Annotated in this window: 20 protein-coding genes; all 20 read left to right on the top strand. The window is 66.3% G+C overall.

Going from position 1 to position 25,660, the window contains the following annotated elements:
• Nucleotides 1-33: 33 nt before the first annotated feature.
• Nucleotides 34-780, top strand: a complete 747-nt coding sequence (locus tag ABL843_RS24065) for a flagellar basal body rod protein FlgF (RefSeq protein ID WP_418117592.1) — start codon at nt 34-36, stop codon at nt 778-780.
• 46 nt (nt 781-826) lie between these two features.
• Nucleotides 827-1,609 (top strand): flagellar basal-body rod protein FlgG, encoded by a 783-nt coding sequence (flgG, locus tag ABL843_RS24060; RefSeq protein ID WP_093197930.1) that lies wholly within the window; start codon nt 827-829, stop codon nt 1,607-1,609.
• A gap of 17 nt (nt 1,610-1,626) precedes the next feature.
• A complete protein-coding gene (locus ABL843_RS24055) occupies nt 1,627-2,346 on the top strand; it encodes a flagellar basal body L-ring protein FlgH (protein ID WP_126023519.1) in 720 nt (239 codons plus the stop codon).
• Between the two features lie 218 nt (nt 2,347-2,564).
• A complete protein-coding gene (locus ABL843_RS24050) occupies nt 2,565-3,656 on the top strand; it encodes a flagellar basal body P-ring protein FlgI (protein WP_184641057.1) in 1,092 nt (363 codons plus the stop codon).
• Nucleotides 3,657-3,669: 13 nt separating this feature from the next.
• On the top strand, nt 3,670-4,650 hold the full coding sequence (gene flgJ, locus ABL843_RS24045; RefSeq protein ID WP_418117591.1) for a flagellar assembly peptidoglycan hydrolase FlgJ: 981 nt from the start codon (nt 3,670-3,672) through the stop codon (nt 4,648-4,650).
• 34 nt (nt 4,651-4,684) lie between these two features.
• Nucleotides 4,685-5,203, top strand: a complete 519-nt coding sequence (locus ABL843_RS24040) for a chemotaxis protein CheW (protein WP_126023289.1) — start codon at nt 4,685-4,687, stop codon at nt 5,201-5,203.
• Nucleotides 5,204-5,266: 63 nt separating this feature from the next.
• Nucleotides 5,267-6,832 (top strand): methyl-accepting chemotaxis protein, encoded by a 1,566-nt coding sequence (locus tag ABL843_RS24035; RefSeq protein ID WP_418117590.1) that lies wholly within the window; start codon nt 5,267-5,269, stop codon nt 6,830-6,832.
• Nucleotides 6,833-6,838: 6 nt separating this feature from the next.
• Nucleotides 6,839-7,138: a hypothetical protein gene (locus ABL843_RS24030; RefSeq protein ID WP_369661080.1), complete on the top strand. Its 300-nt coding sequence runs from the start codon at nt 6,839-6,841 to the stop codon at nt 7,136-7,138.
• Nucleotides 7,135-8,853, top strand: a complete 1,719-nt coding sequence (locus ABL843_RS24025) for a methyl-accepting chemotaxis protein (protein ID WP_418117589.1) — start codon at nt 7,135-7,137, stop codon at nt 8,851-8,853. The genes ABL843_RS24030 and ABL843_RS24025 overlap by 4 nt, the downstream gene beginning before the upstream one ends.
• Before the next feature lie 104 nt (nt 8,854-8,957).
• Nucleotides 8,958-10,673 carry a methyl-accepting chemotaxis protein gene (locus tag ABL843_RS24020; protein WP_418117588.1) on the top strand — a complete coding sequence of 572 codons (1,716 nt, stop codon included), beginning with the start codon at nt 8,958-8,960 and terminating at the stop codon, nt 10,671-10,673.
• 109 nt (nt 10,674-10,782) lie between these two features.
• Nucleotides 10,783-10,935: a hypothetical protein gene (locus ABL843_RS24015; protein ID WP_165909652.1), complete on the top strand. Its 153-nt coding sequence runs from the start codon at nt 10,783-10,785 to the stop codon at nt 10,933-10,935.
• Nucleotides 10,936-10,953: 18 nt separating this feature from the next.
• Entirely contained in the window at nt 10,954-12,570 is a 1,617-nt protein-coding gene (locus ABL843_RS24010) for a methyl-accepting chemotaxis protein (RefSeq protein WP_418117587.1), read from the top strand.
• Nucleotides 12,571-12,631: 61 nt separating this feature from the next.
• Nucleotides 12,632-13,126, top strand: coding sequence for a chemotaxis protein CheW (locus ABL843_RS24005; protein ID WP_126023294.1), 495 nt, complete (start codon nt 12,632-12,634; stop codon nt 13,124-13,126).
• Between the two features lie 70 nt (nt 13,127-13,196).
• Nucleotides 13,197-14,798 (top strand): methyl-accepting chemotaxis protein, encoded by a 1,602-nt coding sequence (locus ABL843_RS24000; protein ID WP_418117586.1) that lies wholly within the window; start codon nt 13,197-13,199, stop codon nt 14,796-14,798.
• A 26-nt stretch (nt 14,799-14,824) separates the two neighbouring features.
• Nucleotides 14,825-16,522 carry a methyl-accepting chemotaxis protein gene (locus ABL843_RS23995; protein ID WP_418120510.1) on the top strand — a complete coding sequence of 566 codons (1,698 nt, stop codon included), beginning with the start codon at nt 14,825-14,827 and terminating at the stop codon, nt 16,520-16,522.
• Nucleotides 16,523-16,590: 68 nt separating this feature from the next.
• Nucleotides 16,591-18,309 (top strand): methyl-accepting chemotaxis protein, encoded by a 1,719-nt coding sequence (locus ABL843_RS23990; protein ID WP_418120509.1) that lies wholly within the window; start codon nt 16,591-16,593, stop codon nt 18,307-18,309.
• A 20-nt stretch (nt 18,310-18,329) separates the two neighbouring features.
• Nucleotides 18,330-20,045 carry a methyl-accepting chemotaxis protein gene (locus tag ABL843_RS23985; protein WP_418117585.1) on the top strand — a complete coding sequence of 572 codons (1,716 nt, stop codon included), beginning with the start codon at nt 18,330-18,332 and terminating at the stop codon, nt 20,043-20,045.
• A 108-nt stretch (nt 20,046-20,153) separates the two neighbouring features.
• Nucleotides 20,154-22,118, top strand: a complete 1,965-nt coding sequence (gene flgK, locus ABL843_RS23980) for a flagellar hook-associated protein FlgK (RefSeq protein WP_418117584.1) — start codon at nt 20,154-20,156, stop codon at nt 22,116-22,118.
• A gap of 68 nt (nt 22,119-22,186) precedes the next feature.
• Entirely contained in the window at nt 22,187-23,398 is a 1,212-nt protein-coding gene (gene flgL / locus ABL843_RS23975; RefSeq protein WP_418117583.1) for a flagellar hook-associated protein FlgL, read from the top strand.
• A 208-nt stretch (nt 23,399-23,606) separates the two neighbouring features.
• Nucleotides 23,607-25,604, top strand: a complete 1,998-nt coding sequence (locus ABL843_RS23970) for an EAL domain-containing protein (RefSeq protein WP_184641068.1) — start codon at nt 23,607-23,609, stop codon at nt 25,602-25,604.
• Nucleotides 25,605-25,660: the final 56 nt, after the last annotated feature.

Genomic DNA, 25,660 nt, shown 5'->3' with positions numbered 1-25,660 from the left:
GCGCTTCAGCAAGACCGACACCAGGAGCACCCAGTGGATCGCATGTTGTACGTCGCCATGAGCGGCGCCAAGCAGGTCATGGAACAGCAGGCCGCCGTCGCCAACAACATGGCGAACGTCTCGACGCCGGGCTTCCGCGCGCAGATCGCCAACTTCCGCGCGGTGCCGGTGGTCGGCGAGGAGGCGCCCACGCGCGCCTTCGTGGCGGCCACCACGCCCGGCGCCGACTTCACCCACGGCCCGCTCACCGAGACCGGCCGTGCGCTCGACGTGGCCGTGAGCGGCCAGGGCTGGCTGGTGGTGCAGACGCCCGACGGCGGCGAGGCCTACACCCGCGTGGGCAATCTGCAGATCGGCGCCGACGGCCAGCTCACCACCATGGGCGGGCGCCCGGTGGTGGGCGACAACGGCGCGCTGACAGTGCCGCCGGGCTCCACGGTGAGCATCGCCGCCAACGGCCTGGTGGGCGCGCGCGACGCGGCCTCCACCACGCTCACGGGCATTGCCGAAGTCGGCCGCCTGAAGCTGGTCAATCCGCCGGTCGCCGAACTGGAGCGCGGCGAGGACGGCCTGTTCCGCATGCGCGCCGGCCAGCCGCCGGCCGAGGCCGACGAGGCCGTCACGCTGGTCGGCGGCGTGGTGGAAGGCAGCAACGTCAACCCGGTCGAGACCATGGTGGCCATGATCGCCAACGCACGCAGCTTCGAGATGCAGATGAAGTCGCTGCAGACGGCCGACACCAACGCGCAGTCCGCCAACAAGCTGCTGGCCTACGGCTGATGCGCGCTCTCCTTCTCGCAACCTCTTCCGCAGGACTCCCAGAAAAATGATCCGCTCCCTCTACATCGCCAAGACCGGCCTCGACGCGCAGCAGACGCAGCTCGACGTGGTCTCCAACAACCTGGCCAACGTCGGCACCACCGGCTTCAAGCGAAGCCGCGCCGTGTTCGAGGACCTCGTCTACCAGAACCTGCGCCAGGTCGGCGGCCAGTCGTCGGACCAGACGCGCCTGCCCTCGGGCCTGCAGGTCGGCACCGGCGTGCACGTGGTCGCCACCGAGCGCATCCACTCGCAGGGCAACCTCACCAAGACCGACAAGCCCACCGACGTGGCCATCAGCGGCGGAGGCTTCTTCCAGGTGCTGATGCCCGACGGCACCACCTCGTACACCCGCGACGGTTCGTTCCAGACCGACCGCGACGGCCAGCTGGTCACCGCCAGCGGCTTTCCCGTGCAGCCTGCCATCACCGTGCCGGCCAATGCCACCAGCATCACCGTCGGCCGCGACGGCATCGTCTCGGTGGTGCAGGCGGGCAGCACCAACACCGTTCAGATCGGCCAGCTGCAGCTCGCCACCTTCGTCAACCCCACCGGCCTGCAGAGCCTGGGCGAGAACCTGTATGCCGAGACCGACGCATCGGGCGCTCCCAACCAGGTGAACCCCGGCGTCGACGGCGCCGGCACGCTGAGCCAGGGCTATGTCGAGGCCTCCAACGTGAACGTGGTGGAAGAGCTGGTCAACATGATCGCCACCCAGCGCTCGTACGAGATCAACAGCAAGGCGGTCCAGACCTCGGACCAGATGCTGCAGCGCCTGGCCCAGCTGTGAGCGTGATGGTGGTGACGATGTTGCAGGCGTTGCGTCTTCTTTGCCGCAGTGCGGCCGACGCGAGGACGCGGCTGCTGCCGCTGCTCGCCGCCGCCGTGCTGGCCACCGGCTGCGCGCAGGTTCCGCGCGAGCCGCTGGTGCACCAGCCGATGACGGCGCGCTCCGACAACTACGCGGCGGTGCAGACGCGGCGATCGCCCGGTGCGATCTTCCAGGACGGCCCCGGCGCGAATGCGCTCTTCGAAGACCGCCGCCCGCGCAACGTCGGCGACATCCTCACCATCGTCATCAGCGAGAAGGTCAACGCCACCAAGAACTCGGGCGCCAACGCGAGCCGCACCGGCAGCACCGCCAGCGTGTTCGCAGTCATTCCCAAGCTCATCGGCGGCCTGCTCGACGGGCAGGACGCCAAGCTCTCGGGCACCAACTCGCTCAACGCCAAGGGCGGCGCCAACGCCAACAACACCTTCAACGGCGTGATCACGGTCACGGTGACGGACGTGATGAGCAACGGCAACCTGCTGGTCAGCGGCGAGAAGCAGATGGGCATCAACCAGGGCACGGAGTTCATCCGCTTCTCGGGCGTGGTGAACCCGCGCACCGTCTCGGGCAACAACACCGTGCCCTCCACATTGGTGGCCGATGCACGCATCGAGTACTCGGCCAAGGGCTATATCGACGAGGCGCAGCACATGGGCTGGATGCAGCGCTTCTTCCTCAACGTCATGCCGTTCTGAACATGGAAAACCCCCAGGCTTCGCGCACTTCGTGTCGCTTCTCCAACCCCCTTGCAGGGGGCGATGCCTGCGGCCCGGCAAAGCCGGTTCCGCGGTGGTCCTGGATTCACCCCCAGGCTTCGCGCACTCCGTGTCGCTGCGCCCACCCCCTTGCAGGGGGCGATGCCTACGGCCCGGCAAAGCCGGTTCCGTGGCATCCCGCGAATTTTCGGGCTCGCTTGCGCATCGCGGCGCTGGCGGTGCTCGGTTGCTTGTTGTTTGTTCCTGCTCATGCGGAGCGGCTCAAGGAGCTGGCGAGCATTCAGGGCGTGCGCGACAACCCGCTGATCGGCTATGGGCTGATGGTGGGTCTCGACGGCACGGGCGACCAGACGATGCAGACGCCGTTCACCACGCAGAGCCTGAACAACATGCTGCAGCAGCTGGGCATCACGATTCCGCAGGGCGTGAACATGCAGCTGAAGAACGTGGCGGCGGTGATGGTCACGGCCACGCTGCCTTCGTTCGCGCGGCCGGGGCAGAACATCGACGTGACGGTGTCTTCCATGGGCAATGCGAAGAGCCTGCGCGGGGGCACGCTGCTGATGACGCCGCTGAAGGGCGTGGACGGCATGACGTATGCCGTGGCGCAGGGGAACATGGTGGTGGGCGGCGCGGGTGCGTCGGCCAACGGCAGCAAGGTGCAGGTCAACCAGCTCAGCTCGGGGCGCATTCCCGGCGGAGCGCTGGTGGAGCGCACGGTGGAGTCGCCCGTGGGCGCGGAGGGCACGTTCTCGATCGAGCTGAACCGCTCCGACTTCGGCACCACGCAGCGCGCGGTGGATGCGATCAACCGGCAGTTCGGCTCGGGCACGGCCGAGGCCATCGATGCGCGCTCCATCCGCGTGCGTGCGCCGGAGCCGCAGCAGCGTGTGGGTTTCCTCGCGCGGCTCGAAGATCTTGAGGTGACGCCGACGCAGGCCGGTGCCCGCGTGGTGGTGAACGCCCGCACGGGCTCGGTGGTGATGAACCAGGCCGTCCGCGTGAAGGACTGCGCCATCGCGCACGGCAACCTGTCGGTGGTCATCAACACCGAGCCGGTCATCAGCCAGCCGGGCGCGTTCTCCGGCGGCAGCACCGTGGCGGCTCAGACCTCCCAGATCTCGGTCAACCAGGGCGGCGGCGCGATCCAGATGGTGCGCGGCGGCGCCTCGCTGTCGGACGTGGTCAAGGGGCTCAACAGCCTGGGCGCGAATCCGCAGGACCTGGTGTCCATTCTCCAGGCCATGAAGACGGCCGGCGCCCTGAGCGCCGAGCTCGAAATCATCTGACGGAGCGGCGGCGATGACGGTATCGGCCAACGACCGCAGCGGTGCGCTCGACCAGCGCTTTGCGCTCGACGTGCAGGGCGTCGATGCGCTGCGGCGCACCGTGCGCAGCTCGCCCGAGGAGGGCCTGCAGCAGGTCTCGCGGCAGTTCGAGGCGCTGTTCATGAACATGGTGCTCAAGAGCATGCGCGAGGCGACGCCGTCGAGCGGGCTCTTCGACAGCCAGGACCAGAAGGTATACCTGTCGATGTTCGACCAGCAGCTCACGCAGAACCTCTCGGGGCGCGGCGTGGGGCTGGCCGAGGCGATGCTTGCGCAGCTGCGCCGCAGCATGCCGTCGGGCCCGCCCGACGCGCAGGCCGATGCGGAGATCGGCGTGAGGCCGATGCAGCTGGAGCCGCTCGCGCCAGGTTTTCCCCTGGGTGCGCGCGCGGGCATTCCGATCGGTTCGGCGCCCGTCGCCTCGACCGCGCGCACCGCGGACCTCGGCATCTACCAGTTCAACAGCGACCGGCGCGCGCAGGGCGCGAGCGCCGGTTCGCTGCAGGGGCAGGTCGACGAGTTCGTGGGCCGCATGGGCGCATCGGCGCAGGCCGCGAGCACGGCCAGCGGCGTGCCCGCGCCGCTGATCCTCGCGCAGGCCGCGCTCGAGTCGGGCTGGGGCAAGCGCGAGATCCGCGCCGACGACGGCACGCAGAGCTTCAACCTGTTCGGCATCAAGGCAGACCGCGGCTGGAAAGGCGCGACGGTCGAGACCACGACCACCGAGTACGTCGACGGCGAACCGCAGAAGGTGCGCGCGAAGTTCCGCGCCTACGCCTCGTACGAGGAAGCCTTCACCGACTACGCACGCTTCATCACCCGCAACCCGCGCTACGCGAACGTGCTGGCGACCGACGACCCGAACGAGGCGGCCCACGGCCTGCAGCGCGCGGGCTACGCGACCGACCCGCGCTACGGCGAGAAGCTGGTTCGCATCATGCAGAAATTCGGCTGAGCCGCCACAGCGCTCGCCGCACCAAGGAAAAGCCATGGCAGAGACCGCAGCAGCAACCGCAATCCGGCACGCACAGGCGCCGCAACCTCAGGGCGCGGGCACGCGCCTGGAGGTGGTGACCTTCAAGCTTGGCGAAGAGGAATACGGCATAGACATCCAGAAGGTGCAGGAGCTGCGCGGGTACGACGCGGTGACGCGGATCGCGAATGCGCCGGAGTACATCAAGGGGGTGGTGAACCTGCGCGGGATCATCGTTCCGATCATCGACATGCGCATCAAGTTCAAGCTGGGCGAGCCGACGTACGACCAGTTCACGGTGGTGATCGTGCTGAACATCGGCGGCCGCGTGGTGGGGATGGTGGTGGACAGCGTGTCGGACGTGATCACGCTGACGGGAGAGCAGATCAAGCCGGCGCCGGAGATGGGATCGGTGCTGGACGCGGACTACCTGATCGGGCTGGGCACGCTGGAGGAGCGGATGCTGATCCTGGTGGACATCGACCGGCTCATGTCCAGCGAGGAGATGGGACTGGTCGAGAAGATGGCCGCCTGAGCGTCCGATCCGGGCCCGAACCCACACAACCACGAGACAGAGGTTCCGACAGGAGACACGGACATGATGAAGAACTGGACGGTCGGACGGCGCATGGGCGTCGTCTTCGCATGCGTGCTGGCGCTGGTGGTGCTCATCGCGGGCATCGGCGTGCTCCGGCTGCAGGCTGTGGGTGATGCGACCCAGGCGATGGCCGGCGCCTCGCTGGCCAAGGAGCGGCTTGCGGCCGCATGGCAGTTGGCCACCAACACCAACAGCGTGCGCACCTTCTCGCTGCTCAAGAGCGAAGACCCGGCCGTGCAGGCCTATCTGCAGAAGAACATCTCGGCCACCAGCGCCGTCATCACCGAGACGCAGAAGAAGCTCGAAGCCGTGCTGGCCTCGCCCGAAGAACTGGCGCTGAGCGCCGACATCAAGAAGAAGCGCGGCGAATACGTGGAACTGCGCAACCAGATCCTCAAGCTCAAGGCCGACGGCCGCAAGGAAGACGCGGCCAGGCTGACCGACGCGCAGCTCATGCCCGCGCTGGACGCCTACGACGCGAGCATCCGGGCCATGGTGAGTCTCCAGCAGCAGGAGATCGACAGGACCGCCGCCGCCATCGACGCGAAGTACCGTTCGGGCCGCAGCTGGATCGTGGTGCTCGCCTGTCTGGCACTGGTTGCCGGCACGGCGACCGCATGGCTGCTGACGCGAAGCATCGTGCAACCCATCGGCGAAGCGCTGCTGATCGCCGAGACCGTGGCTTCGGGCGACCTGAGCCAGGAATTCGAAACCGAGCGTGGCGGCGACTTCGGCCGGCTGCTGCGCGGCATGGGCGAGATGGAAGACACGCTGACCGACCTGGTGACGCGCATCAAGGCATCCACGGACTCTATCGCGGTCGCTTCGCGGCAGATCGCGGCGGGGAATCAGGATCTTTCGTCGCGTACGGAAGAGCAGGCGAGCTCGCTCGAACAGACGGCGGCCTCGATGGAAGAACTGACCTCGACGGTCAAGCAGAACGCCGACAACGCGCGGCAGGCCAATCAGCTGGCTGTGTCGGCCTCGGAAGTGGCGGTGAAGGGCGGCAGTGTCGTCTCGCAGGTTGTCGACACCATGGGCTCGATCAATGCCTCGTCCAGGAAGATCGTCGACATCATCGGCGTGATCGACGGCATCGCGTTCCAGACCAACATCCTCGCGCTGAACGCTGCCGTTGAAGCCGCACGTGCAGGTGAGCAAGGCCGGGGTTTCGCTGTCGTGGCTTCCGAGGTTCGCAGCCTTGCACAACGTTCTGCCGCTGCGGCCAAGGAAATCAAGACCCTCATCGGCGATTCCGTCGAGAAGGTCGAGGAGGGCAGCAAGCAGGTGGAAGAGGCCGGCCGCACGATGGAAGAGATCGTGGGCAGCGTCAAGCGCGTGACCGACATCATGGGCGAGATCACCGCAGCGAGCCAGGAACAGACCTCGGGTATCGAGCAGATCAACCAGGCCATCACGCAGATGGACCAGGTGACGCAGCAGAACGCCGCGCTGGTCGAGGAAGCCTCCGCCGCCGCGCAATCGCTGCAGGAGCAGGCCGACAGCCTCGTGCGCGCGGTCAGCACTTTCAAGCTCGACGCGCAAGAGGAAGCCCTGCCGGCCTGAAAACCCATGCGCACGCGTATCAGTCCCAGGCGAGCCCTGCGCATCGGCGCGCGCTTCGCCATCCTGCTGCTCCTGCTCGCGATCGCCCTGAGTCTCGGCTTCCAGGCCGGTGCGGGCTACGAGTGGGCGCAGCAGACAGTGTTCGTGCTCGGCGTGGCGGCCTTGTTGACCGCCGTCGCCATCGTCTGGCTCGTCATGCGATCGGTCACGCGTTCCACCCATGACGCAGCCAAGGTGTCCGACCGGCTGGATCGGCTGCTCGAGCACGTCAACACGAAGATTTCCGAAAAAAACCTTTCCCCATGAATTCGCTTCTCAATCTCAAGATCGGCACCCGCCTCGGCGCGGGCTTTGCCGCCGTCCTTCTGCTGCTGGCAGGCATTGCCGGCCTCGGCCTCAGCGCGATGACCGACATCCAGTCGCGGCTCAACGGCATCGTCACCGGCAACAACGTCAAGGTGGTCCTGGTGAACAGGATGCTGGACGCGATCCGCGACATTGCGATCCTCGACGGCAACATGATTCTCCTGACCGACGACGCGGCCATGCGGGCGGAGTCGAAGAAGGTCGCCGCTGCGCGCGAGCGCTTCACCGAAAGCCGGGGCGCGCTGGCCAAGCTGCTCGCCACGCCGGAGGGCAAGGCGCTGCTCGCGCGCATCGACGAGAAGGTGGCAGTGCTCGTGCCCCTGAATGCGCAGATCAGCGAGGCGGCGCTGCAGAACAGGAACGAAGAGGCGACAGCGCTCTTCATCTCCAGGTTCCAGCCCGCCGTGAGGGCCGCGCTCGCGGAACTCGAGGCGATGGCCGAGCACCAGGAGAGACGCTCCATGGAGGCCAACCAGGAGGCAGGCGAAGGCTATGCGTGGTCGCGCAACCTGATGCTGGCGCTGGCCAGCTTCGCCGTGCTCATCGGCGCAGGCATCGCATGGCTCATCACGCGCTCCATCACCCGGCCCATCGGCCAGGCCGTGCAGGTGGCCGAAAAGGTCGCCGCAGGCGACATCAGCTCGCGCATCGAGGTGGCGTCGAAGGACGAGACCGGCCGGCTGATGCATGCCCTCAGGGAAATGAACGAAAGCCTCGCCAGGATCGTCAGCGAGGTCCGCACGGGCACCGACACGATCGCGACGGCTTCGGCGCAGATCGCTTCGGGCAACCAGGATCTTTCGTCTCGTACGGAAGAGCAGGCGAGTTCGCTCGAACAGACGGCAGCTTCGATGGAAGAGCTGACCTCGACGGTCAAGCAGAACGCGGACAACGCGCGACAGGCGAACCAGCTCGCTGTGTCTGCGTCCGAAGTCGCGGTCAAGGGCGGCAGTGTGGTCTCCCAAGTCGTCGACACCATGGGCTCGATCAATGCCTCGTCCAAGAAGATCGTGGACATCATCGGCGTGATCGACGGCATCGCCTTCCAGACCAACATCCTCGCGCTGAACGCTGCTGTTGAAGCCGCACGTGCAGGTGAGCAAGGCCGTGGCTTCGCTGTCGTGGCTTCGGAAGTGCGCAGCCTTGCGCAACGTTCTGCCGCGGCAGCCAAGGAAATCAAGACCCTCATCGGCGACTCGGTGGAGAAGGTCGAGGAGGGCAGCAAGCAGGTGGAAGAGGCCGGCCGCACCATGGAAGAGATCGTGGGCAGCGTCAAGCGTGTGACCGACATCATGGGCGAGATCACCGCGGCGAGCCAGGAACAGACCTCGGGCATCGAGCAGATCAATCAAGCCATCACGCAGATGGACCAAGTGACGCAGCAGAACGCGGCACTGGTGGAAGAAGCCTCCGCAGCGGCTCAATCGCTGCAGGAGCAGGCGGGCAACCTCGTCAAGTCCGTGAGCATCTTCAAGCTCGACGCGAACGCGGTGGCCACCGTGCGTCCCGGGTTCACGCACATCGTCCCGATCCCCAAGCCCGCCAGGCCGGCGCCGAAGCGTCCCGCCAAGGCCTTGCCCTCGCGCAAGGAGCCCTCGGCCGCCCCGCAACTCGCCATGACCGGCGACGCCAAGGGTGACTGGACCGAGTTCTGAGTTAACAAATTGAAGGTCCGAGATTCCGATGCCGATAGCGGGGTGACGGTGTTGCGCATGTCGCGCAAGCATGGGTGCCGTCCCCTGTCATCGGAGGAGGAAGTATGAGATTCAAGGACCTGAGAATCAGCACACGCCTGGGGCTGGGCTTTGCGGTGATGCTGTTGCTTGTGGCCTGCATGGCCGGCATCGGGCTATGGAGGCTGGCCAACGTGAGCCAGGCCACGGAGAAGATGATGACCCAGGCGCTGGCAAAGGAACGCCTGGCCGGCGAATGGCAGAGCAATCTCAGGTCGACCTCGGTCGCCACCATTGCCATGATCAAGGCGCCGGATGCCACGCTCGAAGCCTATTTCGCCAAGCTCCAGTCGACCGGCATGGAGCGTATCTCCTCGGTCCAGAAAGAGTTCCAGTCGAGGCTGAGCACGCCGGAGGAGAAAGAGCTCTACGAAAAGATCATGGTCGCGCGAACCAGGGTGCGCGAGATTGTGACGAACCTGACAACGCTCAAGGACCGGGGGCGGATCGAAGAAGCGCAGAAGATGGTCGACACCACCTTCTCCGAGGCGCTGGCAGCTTATGGCATCGCAGTCGACAGGCTGGACCAGCACCAGCACGACGAGATCGACGTGGCCGCCCGCGACATCGCGGAAGACCATGCCGCAGGCCGGATCATGCTGCTGTCGCTGGCTGCCGTTGCCGTCGTGCTGGGTGCGCTGTTCGCGTGGCGCCTGAGCTCGGGCATCGTGCGGCCGCTGGGCCATGCAGTCGAAGTGGCAGAGACCGTGGCTGCCGGCGACCTGCGCGTGGACATCCGCGTTGAAAGCCGCGACGAGGCCGGCCAGCTGATGCAGGCGCTGAAGCACATGAACATGAGCCTTGCCAAGGTGGTCGGCGAAGTCCGCCTCGGCACGGACACGATCGCCACGGCTTCGAGCCAGATCGCTTCGGGCAACCAGGACCTGTCTTCGCGCACGGAGCAGCAGGCGAGCTCGCTGGAGCAGACGGCGGCGTCGATGGAACAGTTGACCTCCACCGTCAAGCAGAACGCGGACAACGCGCGGCAGGCAAACCAGCTGGCGGTCTCGGCGTCCGAAGTCGCGACCAGGGGCGGCATGGTGGTGTCGCAGGTGGTGGACACCATGGAGTCCATCAATGCGTCGTCCCGGAAGGTGGTCGACATCATCGGCGTGATCGACGGCATCGCATTCCAGACGAACATCCTGGCGCTCAATGCGGCCGTCGAGGCAGCCCGGGCAGGTGAGCAGGGCCGGGGCTTCGCCGTCGTGGCGTCGGAGGTTCGCAGCCTGGCTCAACGCTCTGCAGCAGCAGCCAAGGAGATCAAGACCCTCATCGGCGACTCGGTGGAAAAAGTCGAAGAGGGCAGCAGGCAGGTGGAAGAAGCCGGCCGCACGATGGACGAGATCGTCGGCAGCGTCAAGCGCGTGACCGACATCATGGGCGAGATCACCGCGGCGAGCCAGGAGCAGACCTCGGGCATCGAGCAGGTCAACCAGGCCATCACGCAGATGGACCAGGTGACGCAGCAGAACGCCGCGCTGGTCGAGGAAGCCTCCGCCGCCGCGCAGTCGCTGCAGGAGCAGGCCGGAAGCCTCGTGCAGACCGTGGGCATCTTCAAGCTGGATCAGGGCGCGGGCATCAGTGCCGCGCAGCGTCCGGGTCCCAGCCGCATCACCCCCATAGCGAAGCCGGTGAATGCTCTTTACGCGCGCGGACCGGAAGGCAGCGAGAAAGGCGGCGAGCCCGTGCGCCAGCTGGCCATGGCCGGCGCCGACGCTAACGAATGGACCACTTTCTGATAACAAAGGGCTCAACTCTGGCGCGCACGTGCCGATAACAGGACGACGGTGCTGGTGCATCCATCGAATGCGGCGGCCCGGTCTCACGCTAGAGAAGGAAGAAAGAGGTATGAGCTTGAAGGATCTGACAAACGGCACTCGGCCCGGCCCGGGTTTCGCGGCGGCACCGACGCCGATGGCCCTGACCATGGACTCCGGGTGGATCAATCAGGCGATCGTGCGGATGAGCCTGGTCGCGCGGCTGCGCCTGATCCCGGCCTGAGGGGAGGACGAACGGACCATGCGCGTCAATCTTCCCGTCACCGGCATCGAGTACGAACTGTCGCCGGACGCCGCCCTGGTGTCCCGCACCGACATGAAGGGTCGCATCACTTACGTCAACCCCGCTTTCGTCGAGGCCAGCGGCTTCACCGCGGCCGAACTCATGGGCAAGGCGCACAACATCGTGCGCCACCCCGACGTGCCGCCCGAAGCATTTGCCGACCTGTGGCAGACGCTGGGGCAGGGACTTCCCTGGACCGGCCTCATCAAGAATCGCCGCAAGAACGGCGACTTCTACTGGGTGCTCGCCAATGTCACGCCCATCCGCCGCGACGGCCGCACGCAAGGCTACATGTCCGTGCGCAGCAAGCCGGGTCGTGCCGAGGTGGCCGAGGCCGAAGCGCTGTATGCCCGCATCCGCGAGGGTCGGGCGAAGGACATCGAACTGCTGCAGGGCGAAGTGGTCTCGCGCGGCTGGAAGGACCCGCTGGCCCGGCTGCGCCGCATTCCCGTGCGCCAGCGCGTCTTCGGCGCGACCGGCATGGGGGCGCTGCTGTCGCTGGGGCTGGGCGTCTTCGGCTGGATGGAAGCGTCGCGGCTGGTTGCCTCCGCCGGTGCGCAGAGCTGGCTGCCAGGCGCCATGGCCGCCGCAGGCGCGGGTTTCGCGCTGTCCTGGCTGGGCCTGGGCCAGTTCCTGGTGCGTACCGTGTTCCGGCCGCTCGACGAGGCAGTGCACGTGGCGCGCGCCATCGCGGGCGGCGATCTCGTGCGCTTCGACGTGCGGCGCGGCGACGAAATCACCGGGCTGCTGCGCGCGCTCAACCAGATGAGCGCGAACCTGTTCGCCATCGTCGCGGACGTGGGCGCCAACGTGACGGGCGTGATGTCGGCTTCGAGCCAGATCGCTTCGGGCAACCAGGACCTGTCTTCGCGCACGGAGCAGCAGGCGAGTTCGCTGGAGCAGACGGCGGCATCGATGGAAGAGCTGACCTCGACGGTCAAGCAGAACGCGGACAACGCGCGGCAGGCGAACCAGCTGGCCGTGTCCGCATCCGAAGTCGCGGTCAAGGGCGGCAGTGTGGTCTCCCAAGTCGTCGACACCATGGGTTCGATCAATGCCTCGTCCAGGAAGATCGTGGACATCATCGGTGTGATCGACGGCATCGCGTTCCAGACCAACATCCTCGCGCTGAACGCTGCCGTTGAAGCCGCCCGAGCCGGTGAGCAGGGCCGCGGCTTCGCTGTCGTCGCTTCGGAAGTCCGCAGCCTGGCCCAAAGATCCGCAACAGCAGCCAAGGAGATCAAGACCCTGATCGGCGACTCGGTCGAGAAGGTCGAGGAGGGCAGCAAGCAGGTCGAAGAGGCCGGCCGCACGATGGAAGAGATCGTGGGCAGCGTCAAGCGCGTGACCGACATCATGGGAGAGATCACCGCGGCGAGCCAGGAGCAGACCTCGGGCATCGAGCAGATCAACCAGGCCATCACGCAGATGGACCAGGTCACGCAGCAGAACGCCGCATTGGTCGAGGAGGCCTCGGCCGCAGCCCAGTCATTGCAGGAACAGGCCGATGGCCTCGTGAAAGCCGTGCGCGTCTTCAGGGCCGAGGCCGCAGAGGCCGTCGCGGAACCCGCCTGAAGAACCACGCAACCCCAATCAAACCGGAGAAGAAAAGATGCTGAACAAGGCAAGAGATCCCATGCAACAAGCCGCCTCGGGCTCTTCCGCCACCGGCGTGAGCCGCCTGGAGGTGGTGACCTTCAAGCTTGGCGAAGAGGAATACGGCATAGACATCCAGAAGGTGCAGGAGCTGCGCGGGTACGACGCGGTGACGCGGATCGCGAACGCGCCGGAGTACATCAAGGGGGTGGTGAACCTGCGGGGGATCATCGTTCCGATCATCGACATGCGCATCAAGTTCAAGCTGGGCGAGCCGACGTACGACCAGTTCACGGTGGTGATCGTGCTGAACATCGGCGGCCGCGTGGTGGGGATGGTGGTGGACAGCGTGTCGGACGTGATCACGCTGACGGGAGAGCAGATCAAGCCGGCGCCGGAGATGGGATCGGTGCTGGACGCGGACTACCTGATCGGGCTGGGCACGCTGGAAGAGCGGATGCTGATCCTGGTGGACATCGACCGGCTCATGTCCAGCGAGGAGATGGGACTGGTCGAAGCAGCCGCCACCGCCTGAGCCAGGACCACGGCCGGAGCACTGCAGGGTCGGCCCGGTTTTCAACCTTCCACTCTTGAATGTCCGCATCATGAACTTCCTCTCCAACCTTCGCATCGGCAACCGGCTGGCGCTGGCTTTCGCCATCGTCCTGGGCCTGACCGTGGTCTCGACCGCCATCGCGTTGGTCTCGTCGCGCAACAACGCGGAAGCCACGCGGATCATGATGCGCAGTCCGCTCGCGAAGGAGCGGCTCATCTCCGACTGGTACGTACTGACCTACTCGGCCATCGCGCGCACCTCGATGATCGCCCGCACCACCGACGAGAGCCTGCCGGTGGTCTTCGCCGACGTCATCTCCGACAGCGTGAAGAAGGGCAGCGAGACCATCTCCAAGGTCGAGAAGCTGCTGGTGACGGAGGAGGAAAAAGCGATCCTCAAGTCCATCCTCGAACTGCGGGCGAAGTACCAGACGGCGAAGGACGACGTGGGCAAGGCCAAGGCCGGCGGCGACACGGTGGCGACAGCGCGCGTCTTCAAGGAAATCTTCCAGCCGGCAGCCAAGGCCTATGAGACCCGCGTGCTGGATCTGCTGTCGCTGGAGCGCAAGGCCATCGACGACATGAGCGAGGCCATCGACGCGGCCAACACCCGCAGCTTCAACCTGCAGCTGCTGCTGACCGTGCTGGTCGTGATCAGCGGCGGCGTCTTCGCGTTCTTCATCTCGCGCAGCATCGTGCGCCCGCTGGCGCAGGCCGTGCAGGTGGCCGAGACGGTGGCCGCGGGCGACCTGAGCGCGAACATCGAAGTGCGAAGCCGCGACGAGGCGGGGCAGCTGATGGAAGCGCTTCGGAAGATGAACACGAACCTGGCGAAGGTGGTGGGCGAGGTGCGCTCGGGCACGGAAACCATCGCGACGGCTTCGGGCCAGATCGCTTCGGGCAACCAGGATCTTTCGTCGCGCACCGAGCAGCAGGCGAGTTCGCTGGAACAGACGGCGGCCTCGATGGAAGAGCTGACCTCGACGGTCAAGCAGAACGCGGACAACGCACGGCAGGCGAACCAGTTGGCCGTGTCCGCATCCGAAGTCGCGGTCAAGGGTGGCGGCGTCGTCTCGCAGGTGGTCGACACGATGGGGTCGATCAATGCATCGTCCAAGAAGATCGTGGACATCATCGGTGTGATCGACGGCATCGCGTTCCAGACCAACATCCTGGCGTTGAACGCTGCCGTTGAAGCCGCACGTGCGGGCGAGCAAGGCCGAGGCTTCGCAGTCGTGGCCTCGGAAGTGCGCAGCCTGGCCCAGCGCTCCGCCGCAGCGGCCAAGGAGATCAAGACCCTCATCGGCGATTCCGTCGAGAAGGTCGAGGAGGGCAGCAAGCAGGTGGAAGAGGCCGGCCGCACGATGGAAGAGATCGTGAGCAGCGTCAAGCGCGTGACAGACATCATGGGCGAGATCACGGCGGCGAGCCAGGAGCAGACCTCGGGCATCGAGCAGATCAACCAGGCGATCACGCAGATGGACCAGGTGACGCAGCAGAACGCCGCACTGGTCGAGGAGGCCTCCGCAGCGGCCCAGTCGCTGCGTGAGCAGGCCGGAAGCCTGTCGCAGGTGGTGGGCGTGTTCCGCCTCGGTGGCAGCCACGCTGCCGGTCCGGCCCATCGGCTGGCGTTCTCGGCACCGGCGGCATGAGGCAGAAGAAGATGGCAAACAAGACAATGCAGTGGTTCCAGAACCTTCGCGTCACGGTCCGGCTGATCCTGAGCTTCCTCGTGGTCGCGGCAATCGGTGCCGCCGTGAGTGCGCTCGGCATCTTCCACATGGGGCGCATCAGCGCATCGACCGAAGCGCTCTACGCCAACGAGCTTCGCGCCCTGCAGGGCGTACAGGAAGCCAACATCCGCCTGCTGTATGCCAGCCGCGCGCAGATGACGCTGCTGTCGGCCGGCACGCTCGGCGAGCGCAATGCGGGCGCGAACGAGATCAAGGCGTCCATCGAGAATCTCACGGCGCGCGCGGCCGAGGTGAAATCCTTCTTCAGCGAGACCGAAGAAGGCGCGAAGCTGTTCGGCCAGTTCGAAGGACTGATCGGGCCGCTGACGACGCGCATGAATGACTTCGTGACGCTGCTGAAGAAGCAGCCGCTGGACAGCACCCAGTTCGACAGCCAGGTGAGCGAGGACAGCACGCGCCTGCTGAAGGAATCGCGCGGCCTGGAAGAGGTGCTCCAGCGCATGGTCGCCTACAGCAAGGACCATGCACGCGAGCGCGCCGAGCAGGCCGACGGAACCTACAAGGCCTCCAGGCTGACGATGCTGGGTCTGGCGCTGGCCGGCATCGTGGCCAGCGTCGGGCTGGGTGTGCTGGTGGCGCGCCTGATGGGGCGGCAGCTCGGTGGCGAGCCGCAATACGCCGCCGACGTGGTCGGCCGCATCGCCGACGGCGACCTGTCGCTGGCTGTCAGCGCCGACGCCGCGCACGACGGCAGCCTGCTGCACTCCATCCGCAAGATGCAGTCGCAGCTGACGTCGATCGTCGTGGAGATCAAGGATTCGAGCGACACCATCGCCAGGGCTTCGGAGCAGATTGCGGCAGGAAACCAGGACCTGTCTTCGCGCACGGAGCAGCAGGCGAGCTCGCTGGAGCAGACGGCGGCTTCGATGGAGGAGCTGACCTCGACGGTCAAGCAGAACGCGGACAACGCCCGTCAGGCCAATCAGCTGGCTGTGTCGGCCTCCGAAGTGGCGGTGAAGGGCGGCAGTGTCGTTTCACAGGTCGTCGACACCATGGGCTCGATCAATGCCTCGTCCAAGAAGATCGTCGACATCATCGGCGTGATCGACGGCATCGCGTTCCAGACCAACATCCTGGCGCTGAATGCGGCCGTCGAGGCAGCCCGAGCCGGCGAGCAAGGCCGGGGCTTCGCTGTCGTCGCTTCCGAGGTTCGCAGCCTTGCACAACGCTCTGCCGCTGCAGCCAAGGAAATCAAGACCCTGATCGGCGACTCGGTGGAGAAGGTCGAGGAGGGCAGCAAGCAGGTGGAAGAGGCCGGCCGCACGATGGAAGAGATCGTCGGCAGCGTCAAGCGTGTGACCGACATCATGGGAGAGATCACTGCAGCGAGCCAGGAACAGACCTCGGGCATCGAACAGATCAACCAGGCGATCACGCAGATGGACCAGGTCACTCAGCAGAACGCCGCGCTGGTCGAGGAAGCCTCCGCCGCCGCGCAGTCGCTGCAGGAGCAGGCCGGAAACCTCGTGCGCTCGGTAAGCATCTTCAAGCTCGACGCAAGCGGCAGCCATGCCGCGCCCCGGGCGCAAGCCGGAAAGCCACCCTTGGCCCATGTCGAACCGTCGCTGCCGACCCCGCAGCAGCTGGCCGTGGCTGGCGACGGCGACTGGCGAGAGTTCTGAACGCGGGCCTGGACCGCAAAGAAAACCGGAACACCGAATCGGCCCTTCAGGCCTCCAAGGAAAAGATCATCAAAGCTTTCTACAACCTCAAGATCGCGACCAAGCTGCTCGTGTCGTTCGTCGCGGTCCTCGTGCTCACGGCCTGCCTGGGCGTGATCTCGATGCTGCAGCTTTCCAAGGTGCACGAGACCTCCACGGAGCTCTCGACCAACTGGCTGCCCGCCACGCGCGCCCTGCTCGAGCTCAAGGGCATGGTGGCGAACTACCGTTCGCAGGAAATGGCGCATGCCCTGTCGGGTTCGTTCAACGAGATGGCCGCGTACGAGAAGGCGATGGACGAATCGTGGGCCGCGCTGCAGAAGATGCGTGCCGAGTACGCGGGCTTCATATCGGAACCCGAGGAGCGCGAGATCTTCCCGGCATTCGAGAAGCTTCTTGCGCAGTACGAGCTGGAGCACCGGAAGATCGTCGCCATCTCGCACACGCAGGACACCGACCAGGCCAGCGCGATGATCCGCGGCAAGTCGCAGCAGCTCAGCCGCGAGATGAATGCCGCGCTCGACAGGCTGACGCAGGTGAACCTCGCGGGCGCGGTCCGCGCCGGCGAGACCGCCAACGCCGTGCACCAGCAGGCCAGGCTCTGGGTGCTGGGCCTGCTGCTGGGCGCCGTGGTGCTGGGCCTCGGGCTGGCGCTGTGGATCGCGCGCATCGTCGCCCGTCCGCTGGAGGAGGCGGTGAAGGTCGCGCAGTCGGTGGCCGGCGGGGACCTCACCAGCCGCATCGAGGCGCGGACGACCGACGAGACCGGGCAGCTTCTCGAAGCGCTGAAGGGCATGAACGACAGCCTCGTGAAGATCGTGAGCGAGGTGCGCACAGGCACCGACACGATCGCGACGGCATCCAGCCAGATCGCCTCGGGTAACCAGGATCTTTCGTCGCGTACGGAAGAGCAGGCGAGTTCGCTGGAGCAGACGGCAGCCTCGATGGAAGAGCTGACCTCGACGGTCAAGCAGAACGCCGACAACGCCCGTCAGGCGAACCAGCTCGCTGTGTCGGCCTCGGAAGTGGCAGTGAAGGGCGGCAGTGTCGTGTCCCAGGTGGTCGACACCATGGGCTCGATCAATGCCTCGTCCAGGAAGATTGTCGACATCATCGGCGTGATCGACGGCATCGCATTCCAGACGAACATCCTGGCGCTCAATGCGGCCGTCGAGGCAGCCCGGGCAGGTGAGCAGGGCCGGGGCTTCGCCGTCGTGGCGTCGGAGGTTCGCAGCCTGGCTCAACGCTCTGCAGCAGCAGCCAAGGAAATCAAGACCCTGATCGGCGATTCCGTGGAGAAGGTCGAGGAAGGCAGCAAGCAGGTGGAAGAAGCAGGCCGCACGATGGAAGAGATCGTGGGCAGCGTGAAGCGCGTGACCGACATCATGGGCGAGATCACTGCAGCGAGCCAGGAACAGACCTCGGGCATCGAGCAGGTCAATCAAGCCATCACGCAGATGGACCAGGTGACGCAGCAGAACGCGGCACTGGTGGAAGAGGCCTCCGCAGCGGCGCAGTCGCTGCAGGAGCAGGCCGGCAGCCTCGTCCAGTCCGTGAGCATCTTCAAGCTCGACGCGAACGCGGTGGCCACCGCGCGCCCCGGCTTCACGCGCATCACACCGATTCCCAAACCCGCCAAGCCTGCATCGAAGCGCCCCGCCAAGGGCCTGCCCACCCGTCAACAACCCGCAGCAGCCCCGCAGCTCGCCATGGCCGGCGATGCCAAGGGCGACTGGACCGAATTCTGAATAGAGCAAGAGGAAGTCAAATGAACCTGAAGGATCTGAGAATCGGAACCCGCCTGGGCCTCGGCTTTGCAGCCGTTCTGCTCCTGATGGCGGTCATCGCGGCCACTGGCATGCTGCGGCTGGCGAGCGTGGGCAAGGCCACGGAAGACATGATGCAGCGCGCGCTGGTCAAGGAGCGGCTGGCCAACCAGTGGGCCGTGCTGCTCGGGCCCGCGGTCGCGAACTCCTTCGCGATGGTCAAGGCGACCGATCCCAAGTCGATCGCCTATTTCGAGAAGGCGCGGGCCGACAAGTCGGCGCAGATCAACCCGGTGCAGAAGAAGCTCGAGGAGCTGCTGACCTCGCCCGAGGAGAAGAAGCTGTACTCCGCCATCGCCGATCCGCGCAGCGTGGTGCTGACGGTGATCGGGAACATCAACAAGCTCAAGGCCGAAGGCAAGGACGAGGAGGCCATGGTGATGGCCGACACGCAGTTCGCGTCCGCGCTCGCCGTCTACGAGGAGGCCGTGGGCAAGCTCGCCGCCTACCAGCGCGATCGCATCGACGAGTTGGCAAAGGGCATCGAAGCCGATCACACGACCGGCGAGCAGACGCTGCTGGTGCTGTCGGTGATCGCGCTGGCGCTGGGCGCGCTGTTCGCATGGCGCCTGACGGTGGGCATCGTGCGCCCGCTGGGACACGCCGTGGAGGTCGCGCAGACGGTCGCCGCGGGCGACCTGAGCTCGAACATCACGGTGGAAAGCCGCGATGAGACGGGCAAGCTGATGCATGCGCTGCGCGAGATGAATGCGAGCCTTGCGAAGGTGGTGGGCGAGGTGCGCACAGGCACCGAGACCATCGCGACGGCTTCGAGCGAGATCGCTTCGGGCAACCAGGACCTGTCTTCGCGCACGGAGCAGCAGGCGAGTTCGCTGGAGCAGACGGCAGCTTCGATGGAAGAGCTGACCTCGACGGTCAAGCAGAACGCGGACAACGCGCGACAGGCGAATCAGCTGGCTGTGTCGGCCTCCGAAGTCGCGGTCAAGGGCGGCAGTGTGGTCTCCCAGGTCGTCGACACCATGGGCTCGATCAATGCCTCGTCCAAGAAGATCGTCGACATCATCGGCGTGATCGACGGCATCGCCTTCCAGACCAACATCCTGGCGCTGAATGCGGCCGTCGAGGCAGCCCGAGCCGGCGAGCAAGGCCGGGGCTTCGCTGTCGTGGCTTCGGAAGTCCGGAGTTTGGCTCAGCGCTCGGCCGCTGCAGCCAAGGAGATCAAGACCCTGATCGGCGATTCCGTGGAGAAGGTCGAGGAAGGTAGCAAGCAGGTGGAAGAAGCGGGCCGCACGATGGAAGAGATCGTGGGCAGCGTCAAGCGCGTGACCGACATCATGGGCGAGATCACCGCGGCGAGCCAGGAACAGACCTCTGGCATCGAGCAGATCAACCAGGCCATCACGCAGATGGACCAGGTCACTCAGCAGAATGCCGCGCTGGTGGAAGAAGCCTCCGCAGCGGCTCAATCGCTGCAGGAGCAGGCCAGCAGCCTCGTGCAAGCCGTCAGCATCTTCAAGCTCGACGCCAACGCCGTCGCCACCGTGCGGCCGGGCTTCACGCGCATCACGCCGATTCCCAAGCCGGCCAGGCCGGCACCGAAGCGTCCCGCCAAGGCCCTGCCGACGCGCAAGGAGCCCGCGGGTGCACCGCAGCTGGCCATGGCTGGCGACGGCAAGGGCGACTGGACCGAGTTCTGAGCGGCAGGGCCCTCAACTTTCGGTGGCCGTTGCCGATATAGACGCTGAGGCACCGACGCGATCGGTGCCAATCCAACTCACACACACCTCATCGACAGGTAAAGCCATATGTCCGGAAGTTTGTTCTACACGGGTCTGAGCGGTCTGGGCGTCGCCCGTACCGCGCTGATGACCACGGCCCACAACACAGCCAACGTGTACACCGCGGGCTACAGCCGCCAGGTGGCGGAGATCGCCACCGGCAGCGCCATCTCCAGCGGCTCTGGCTTCATCGGCTCGGGCGCCAACGTCTCGACCATCTCGCGCAGCTACGACCGCTACCTCACGGCGCAGCTCTCCTCGGCGCAGTCGGCCTCGGCCGCGCTCGCCGCCAACAGCACGCAGATCAACCGCATCGACACGCTGCTGGCCGACAAGACCTCGGGCATCGCACCGCTGATGCAGAGCTTCTTCACCAGCGTGCAGGGCGTGGCCAACACGCCGGCCGACCCGGCCGCGCGCCAGCAGATGATCAGCTCGGCGCAGGCGCTGGCCAGCAAGTTCCGCGCGACCGACCAGTACCTGTCGGACCTGAACTCCTCGGTCAACGACCAGATCGTGGGCAGCGTCGACCAGATCAACACCTACGCCAGCAAGATCGCCGGCCTCAACCAGCAGATCAGCCAGATCAGCGCAATGGCCGGCGGCCAGCCGCCCAACGACCTGCTCGACCAGCGCGACCAGCTGGTGAGCCAGCTGAGCCAGATCGTGGACGTGAAGGTGCTGCAGCAGGACAATGGCAAGTACAACGTGTTCATCGCCACCGGCCAGTCGCTGGTGGTCGGCGACTATGCCGCCAGCATGGCGGCGGTGAACTCCGCCGCCGACCCGACGCGCAAGGCCATCGCCCTGCAGGGCTTCGCCGGCAACACCGCCGAGCTGCCCGACGGCGCCATCACCGGCGGTTCGCTCGGCGGCCTGCTGTCCTTCCGCAGCGATACCCTCATTCCCACGCAGAACGCGATCGGCCGGCTGGCCATGTCGGTGTCCGACGCGGTGAACGCGCAGCACAAGCTGGGCGTGGACCTCAACGGCGCGCTGGGCAAGGACTTCTTCACGCAGTCCGTGCCGGGCGCGATCTCCAACGCGAACAACGCGGGCAATCTCGAACTCGACGCCACGCTGACGAATGCCTCGCAGCTCACGGCCAGCGACTACAGCGTGAGCGTCACCGACGTGGCGGGCACGCTCACCTACACGGTCACCCGCCTTTCGGACAAGACCTCGATGGGCAGCTTCACCACCTTCCCCATCAGCTTCGACGGCGTGAGCGTCTCGGCCGGCACCGGTACGGCGCAGGCGGGCGATTCGTTCCTGATCCAGCCCACGCGCACCGGCGCGCGCGATCTCGACGTGCTGACACGCGACCCCGCCAAGGTGGCCGCCGCCTCGCCCATCGTCACCGGCAACACCGCCGGCAACAAGGGCAGCGGTGCACTGGGCGCGGCCACGGTGAACGCGGGCTATTCCGCCACGCCGCTGGCCGGCACGGTCACGCTGAGCTTCGACGCCACCACCGGCAACCTCACCGGCTTTCCCGCCACCTCCGCCGTGACGGTCACGCTGGCCAACGGCTCCATCACCACCTATGCGGCCGGCGCGCCCGTGCCCTACACCGCCGGCGCGAAGATGAGCTTCGACGGCGTCACCGTCAGCATGACCGGCGCGCCCTCGCAGGGCGACACCTTCACCATCGGCAAGAACACGGGCGGCGTGTCCGACGGCAGCAACGCGCTGCTGCTGGGCGCGCTGCAGCGCAAGACCACCATGGCCAATGGCACCGCGACCTTCAACGGCGCGTACTCGCAGATCGTGAGCGAGGTGGGCAACCGCGCGATGGCCATCAAGGTGGCGGCCACCACGCAGGACAGCGTCACGAGCCAGATCAAGGCCAGCCAGCAGGCGATCTCTGGCGTGAACCAGGACGAGGAAACCGCCAACCTGCTGATGTTCCAGCAGATGTACCAGGCCAACGCGAAGGTGATCCAGACCGCGTCGACCATCTTCGACGCCATCCTCGGCATCCGGGGCTGAGCCCGATAGCGGATTCTCCCGGCTTCCCCAAAGGCAAAGATTCAAGGCAAGGCAAGGCAGGCAAAGCGATGCGCATCAGCACCCAATCCTTCTACGAGCAGAACGTCCTGGCCATGGGCCAGCAGCAGCAGAAGCTGTTCAGGGTCCAGCAACAGCTGGCGACCAACTCCAGGTTTCTCTCGGCCGGCGACGACCCGGTGGGCGCGGCGCGCGCGCTGGGCACCAGCCAGTCGCTGTCGGAGATCTCGCAGTACGCCACCAGCCGCCAGCGTGCGTCGCTGGCGCTGTCGACCGAGGAGAACGCGCTCGACTCGGTCACCTCGATCCTGCAGAACATCAAGACGCTCACCGTGGCGGCCGGCAACGGCACGATCTCGGATGCCGACCGCGCATCGCTCGCCACCGCCATCCAGAGCGCCTACGACCAGCTCGTGGGCGTGGCCAACACCGACGACGGCAACGGCCAGTACCTGTTCGCGGGCTTCAAGAGCGGCTCGCCGCCCTTCGTGACCGCGGCCGGCGGCGGCGTGCAATACGTGGGCGACCAGGGCCAGCGGCTGATGCAGGTCGACGTGGCGCGCCAGATGCCGACCTCGGACGACGGCCGCGCCATCTTCCAGTCGGTGCAGGGCAGCGCGGGCTACGTGGCCTCGGCCGCCGCGAGCAACACCGGCACCGGCGTGTTCGGCCCGGTGAGCGTGACCAACGCCACCGCGCCCAACTACGGCAAGGACTTCACCATCACCTTCAGCGCCACCGACTACACGGTGACGACCAAGGACACGCCGCCCGTGGTCGCGGCCACCGGCCCGATCACGCCGGACACGCCCATCTCCTTCGGCGGCGTGCAGATCAAGTTCACCGGCACGCCGGCGGCGGGCGACAGCTTCGACGTATCCACCGCGCAGAACGCCGGCACCGACGTGTTCGCCGCCATCGGCGAACTGGTGACCGCGCTGCGCACTCCGCTGGCCGGCGGCGGCGCGGCCGCGCAGGCCAAACTGCAGAACGCGCTTGCCACTGCCAACGTGAAGGTGACGAACGCGCACGACAACGTGCTCACGGTGCTGTCGTCGGTGGGTTCGCGCCGGAGCGAGATCGACGCGCTGGATTCGGGCGGCGCGGCGCGCAAGCTGCAGGAGGAGGCGTACCTGTCCTCCATCGAGGACCTCGACCCGTACAGCGCGATCGCGGAGTTCTATCAGCGCCAGTCCTCGCTGCAGGCGACACAGATGACCTTCGCCAGGCTGAACAGCATCTCGTTGTTCAATTACCTGTAGCGTGGAAAAAGGGCGCCGCGGGATCCGGCCGACGGCTTTTGAAGAAACAACAAACAAGCAAAAAGAGAACAAAAAAAAGTCCTTGAGCGCCGGGTCCGAAGGCGTAAGACGGGTGCCGCGTCGCAGGGCTGCAAGCGCAGGCACGACGAGCAGGTGAGGTGTCCGCGAAGGCGCGGGCAGCGTGGCAAGAAAACCAGGGAGCACGGGCATGTGGGAATTCGTTCTTTCCGCGTGGAAGGCCGAACTGGCCAACTATCCCATTCTGCTGATGCAGTCGGCGGCGATGCTGGGCGTCTTCAGCTTGGTGCTGATGCTGTCGAACGTGTCGAAGGGGGGCGAGGCGGTGCTGAACGCGCGCGCCAGCTTCTATGGCTGGACGCTGGGCCTCACCGGCTTCGTGCTGCTCGCGATGGCGTTCCAGCTGATGAACCTGCCGTCCAAGCCGTACATCGGCTCCGACCTGCTCTTCATGGCGGGCATGCTGGGCGGCTGGCGCGGCGGGGGCATCTGCTGGGCGCTGCTCGTGGGCGGCCGGTTTCTCTTCGGAGGAGCGCACCAGGCGCCTGCCTTCGTGCTCGACATGTCCATGCTGGTCCTCGGCGGCATCGTCATGCACTACCGCATCGGCTACAAGCCGATCACCTCCTTCGGCTGGCGCGACGTGCGCAACGCATGGCTGGTGCGGGTGGCGTTCTCCATGCTCGCCACCGGGCTGATCCAGGTGCTCGCGCTGGTTCCTTCGCACATCAACGCGCGCGTTTTCGCGCTTCGCATCCTCGGCTGCGCGCTGTCGCTGCTGATCATCGGCTGCATGCTCGCCCTGCTTCGCAGGGAAGCGAGGGAACGCGAGTCTCATGCCCGTGCGCTCTCCATGTCGCACACCAACCTGCTGACCGGGCTTCCGAACCGGCTTGCGCTCGGGGAATTCCTCGAAGAGTTGCTGGCGGCCGGCGACAGGCAGCATGTGCTGATGACCTTCCAGGTCGCGAATCTCAAGGAAATGGTGCGCGCCCTCGGCCACGACTGGACGGACCACTTCTGGGGCGAGCTTTCCTCGAGTCTGACCCAAGGGCAGGCCGGCCGGACGCTGGAAGCCTTCAAGCCCCGGATCTATCAGTTCAGTGATCTTTCGCTGATCGTCGTGCTGCAGGGCGTGTCGCTGGAGTGGATGGAGCAGGAGCAGATGGCGCTGAGGGTGCAGGCGGAAGCGATGGCGGCGCTGCGCAACACCCATGTCGCCTACATGCAGCTGCAGCTGCGCATCGGTGTCTCGAACGCGCGGATGGGGCCGCAGGTCAACGTCGCCTCGATACTGCGCGACCTGAGCCTCGCCCTGCAGAGCAACGAACAGATGGTCCGCTACTTCCATTCGTCCTTCGCGGAGCAGTCCGATAAGGACGAAGACGTGCGCCGCCAGCTGATCGAATGGATCCACACGGCGAACCCGCCAATGCAGTACCAGCCCAAGTTCCACCTGATGACGCGCCACGTGTGCGGGGCAGAAGCCCTGCTGCGGGCGCAGTCGGTGAAGCAGCAGCCACTGCCGCCGCCCTACGTGATCGAGATCGCGACCCGCCACCAGCTGCTGTCGCAATTCGAGTGGTGCACCCTGGAGGTGGTCGCGCGCGACATCAAGCGCTGCCTCGCGGCAGGCTACCCGATACCGCTGGCCGTCAACATCTCCGCGACTACGCTGACGCTTCCGCGCTTCGGCGATCGCGTGCTGGCTTTTCTCGACCTGCTGAGCGTTCCGCCGCAGCTTCTCTTCATCGAGATCACCGAAAGCGGCCACGTGCCCGACGTGGAAACGGTACGCGCCAACATCGTCGTGCTGCAGCGCGCGGGCGTGGGCCTGTCGCTCGACGACTTCGGCACCGGCTATTCCGCGCTGACCACACTGGCGACCATTCCGTTCACCGAAGTGAAGATCGACCACAGCATGATCGCGCGCATTGACCAGCCGCGCATGCGCGAGGCCGTCGCGCTCGCGCTGGAGAGCGCGACCCGCTACAACGCGGCGCTCGTCGCGGAGGGCGTGGAGACCGAGGCCCAGTCCGCGCTACTGCTGGAGATGGGCGTGCTCTTCGGTCAAGGGTACCTTTTCTCCAGGGCGGTTCCGATGGACGAACTGATCCAGATGGCCCGCCGCAAGGGCGCGTTCTGCGCGGACGGAACGCTCAGGAGCCCGAGGCCGATACGGGTCTGAGAGCGAAGAGCTGCTGTCCTCCCAGTGTCCATCCGACCGCGCGAGCGGCGTGAACC

Source organism: Variovorax sp. 350MFTsu5.1 (assembly GCF_048302515.1).
GTDB lineage: Bacteria > Pseudomonadota > Gammaproteobacteria > Burkholderiales > Burkholderiaceae_C > Variovorax > Variovorax guangxiensis.
This window is presented reverse-complemented; position numbering and strand designations above follow the sequence as displayed.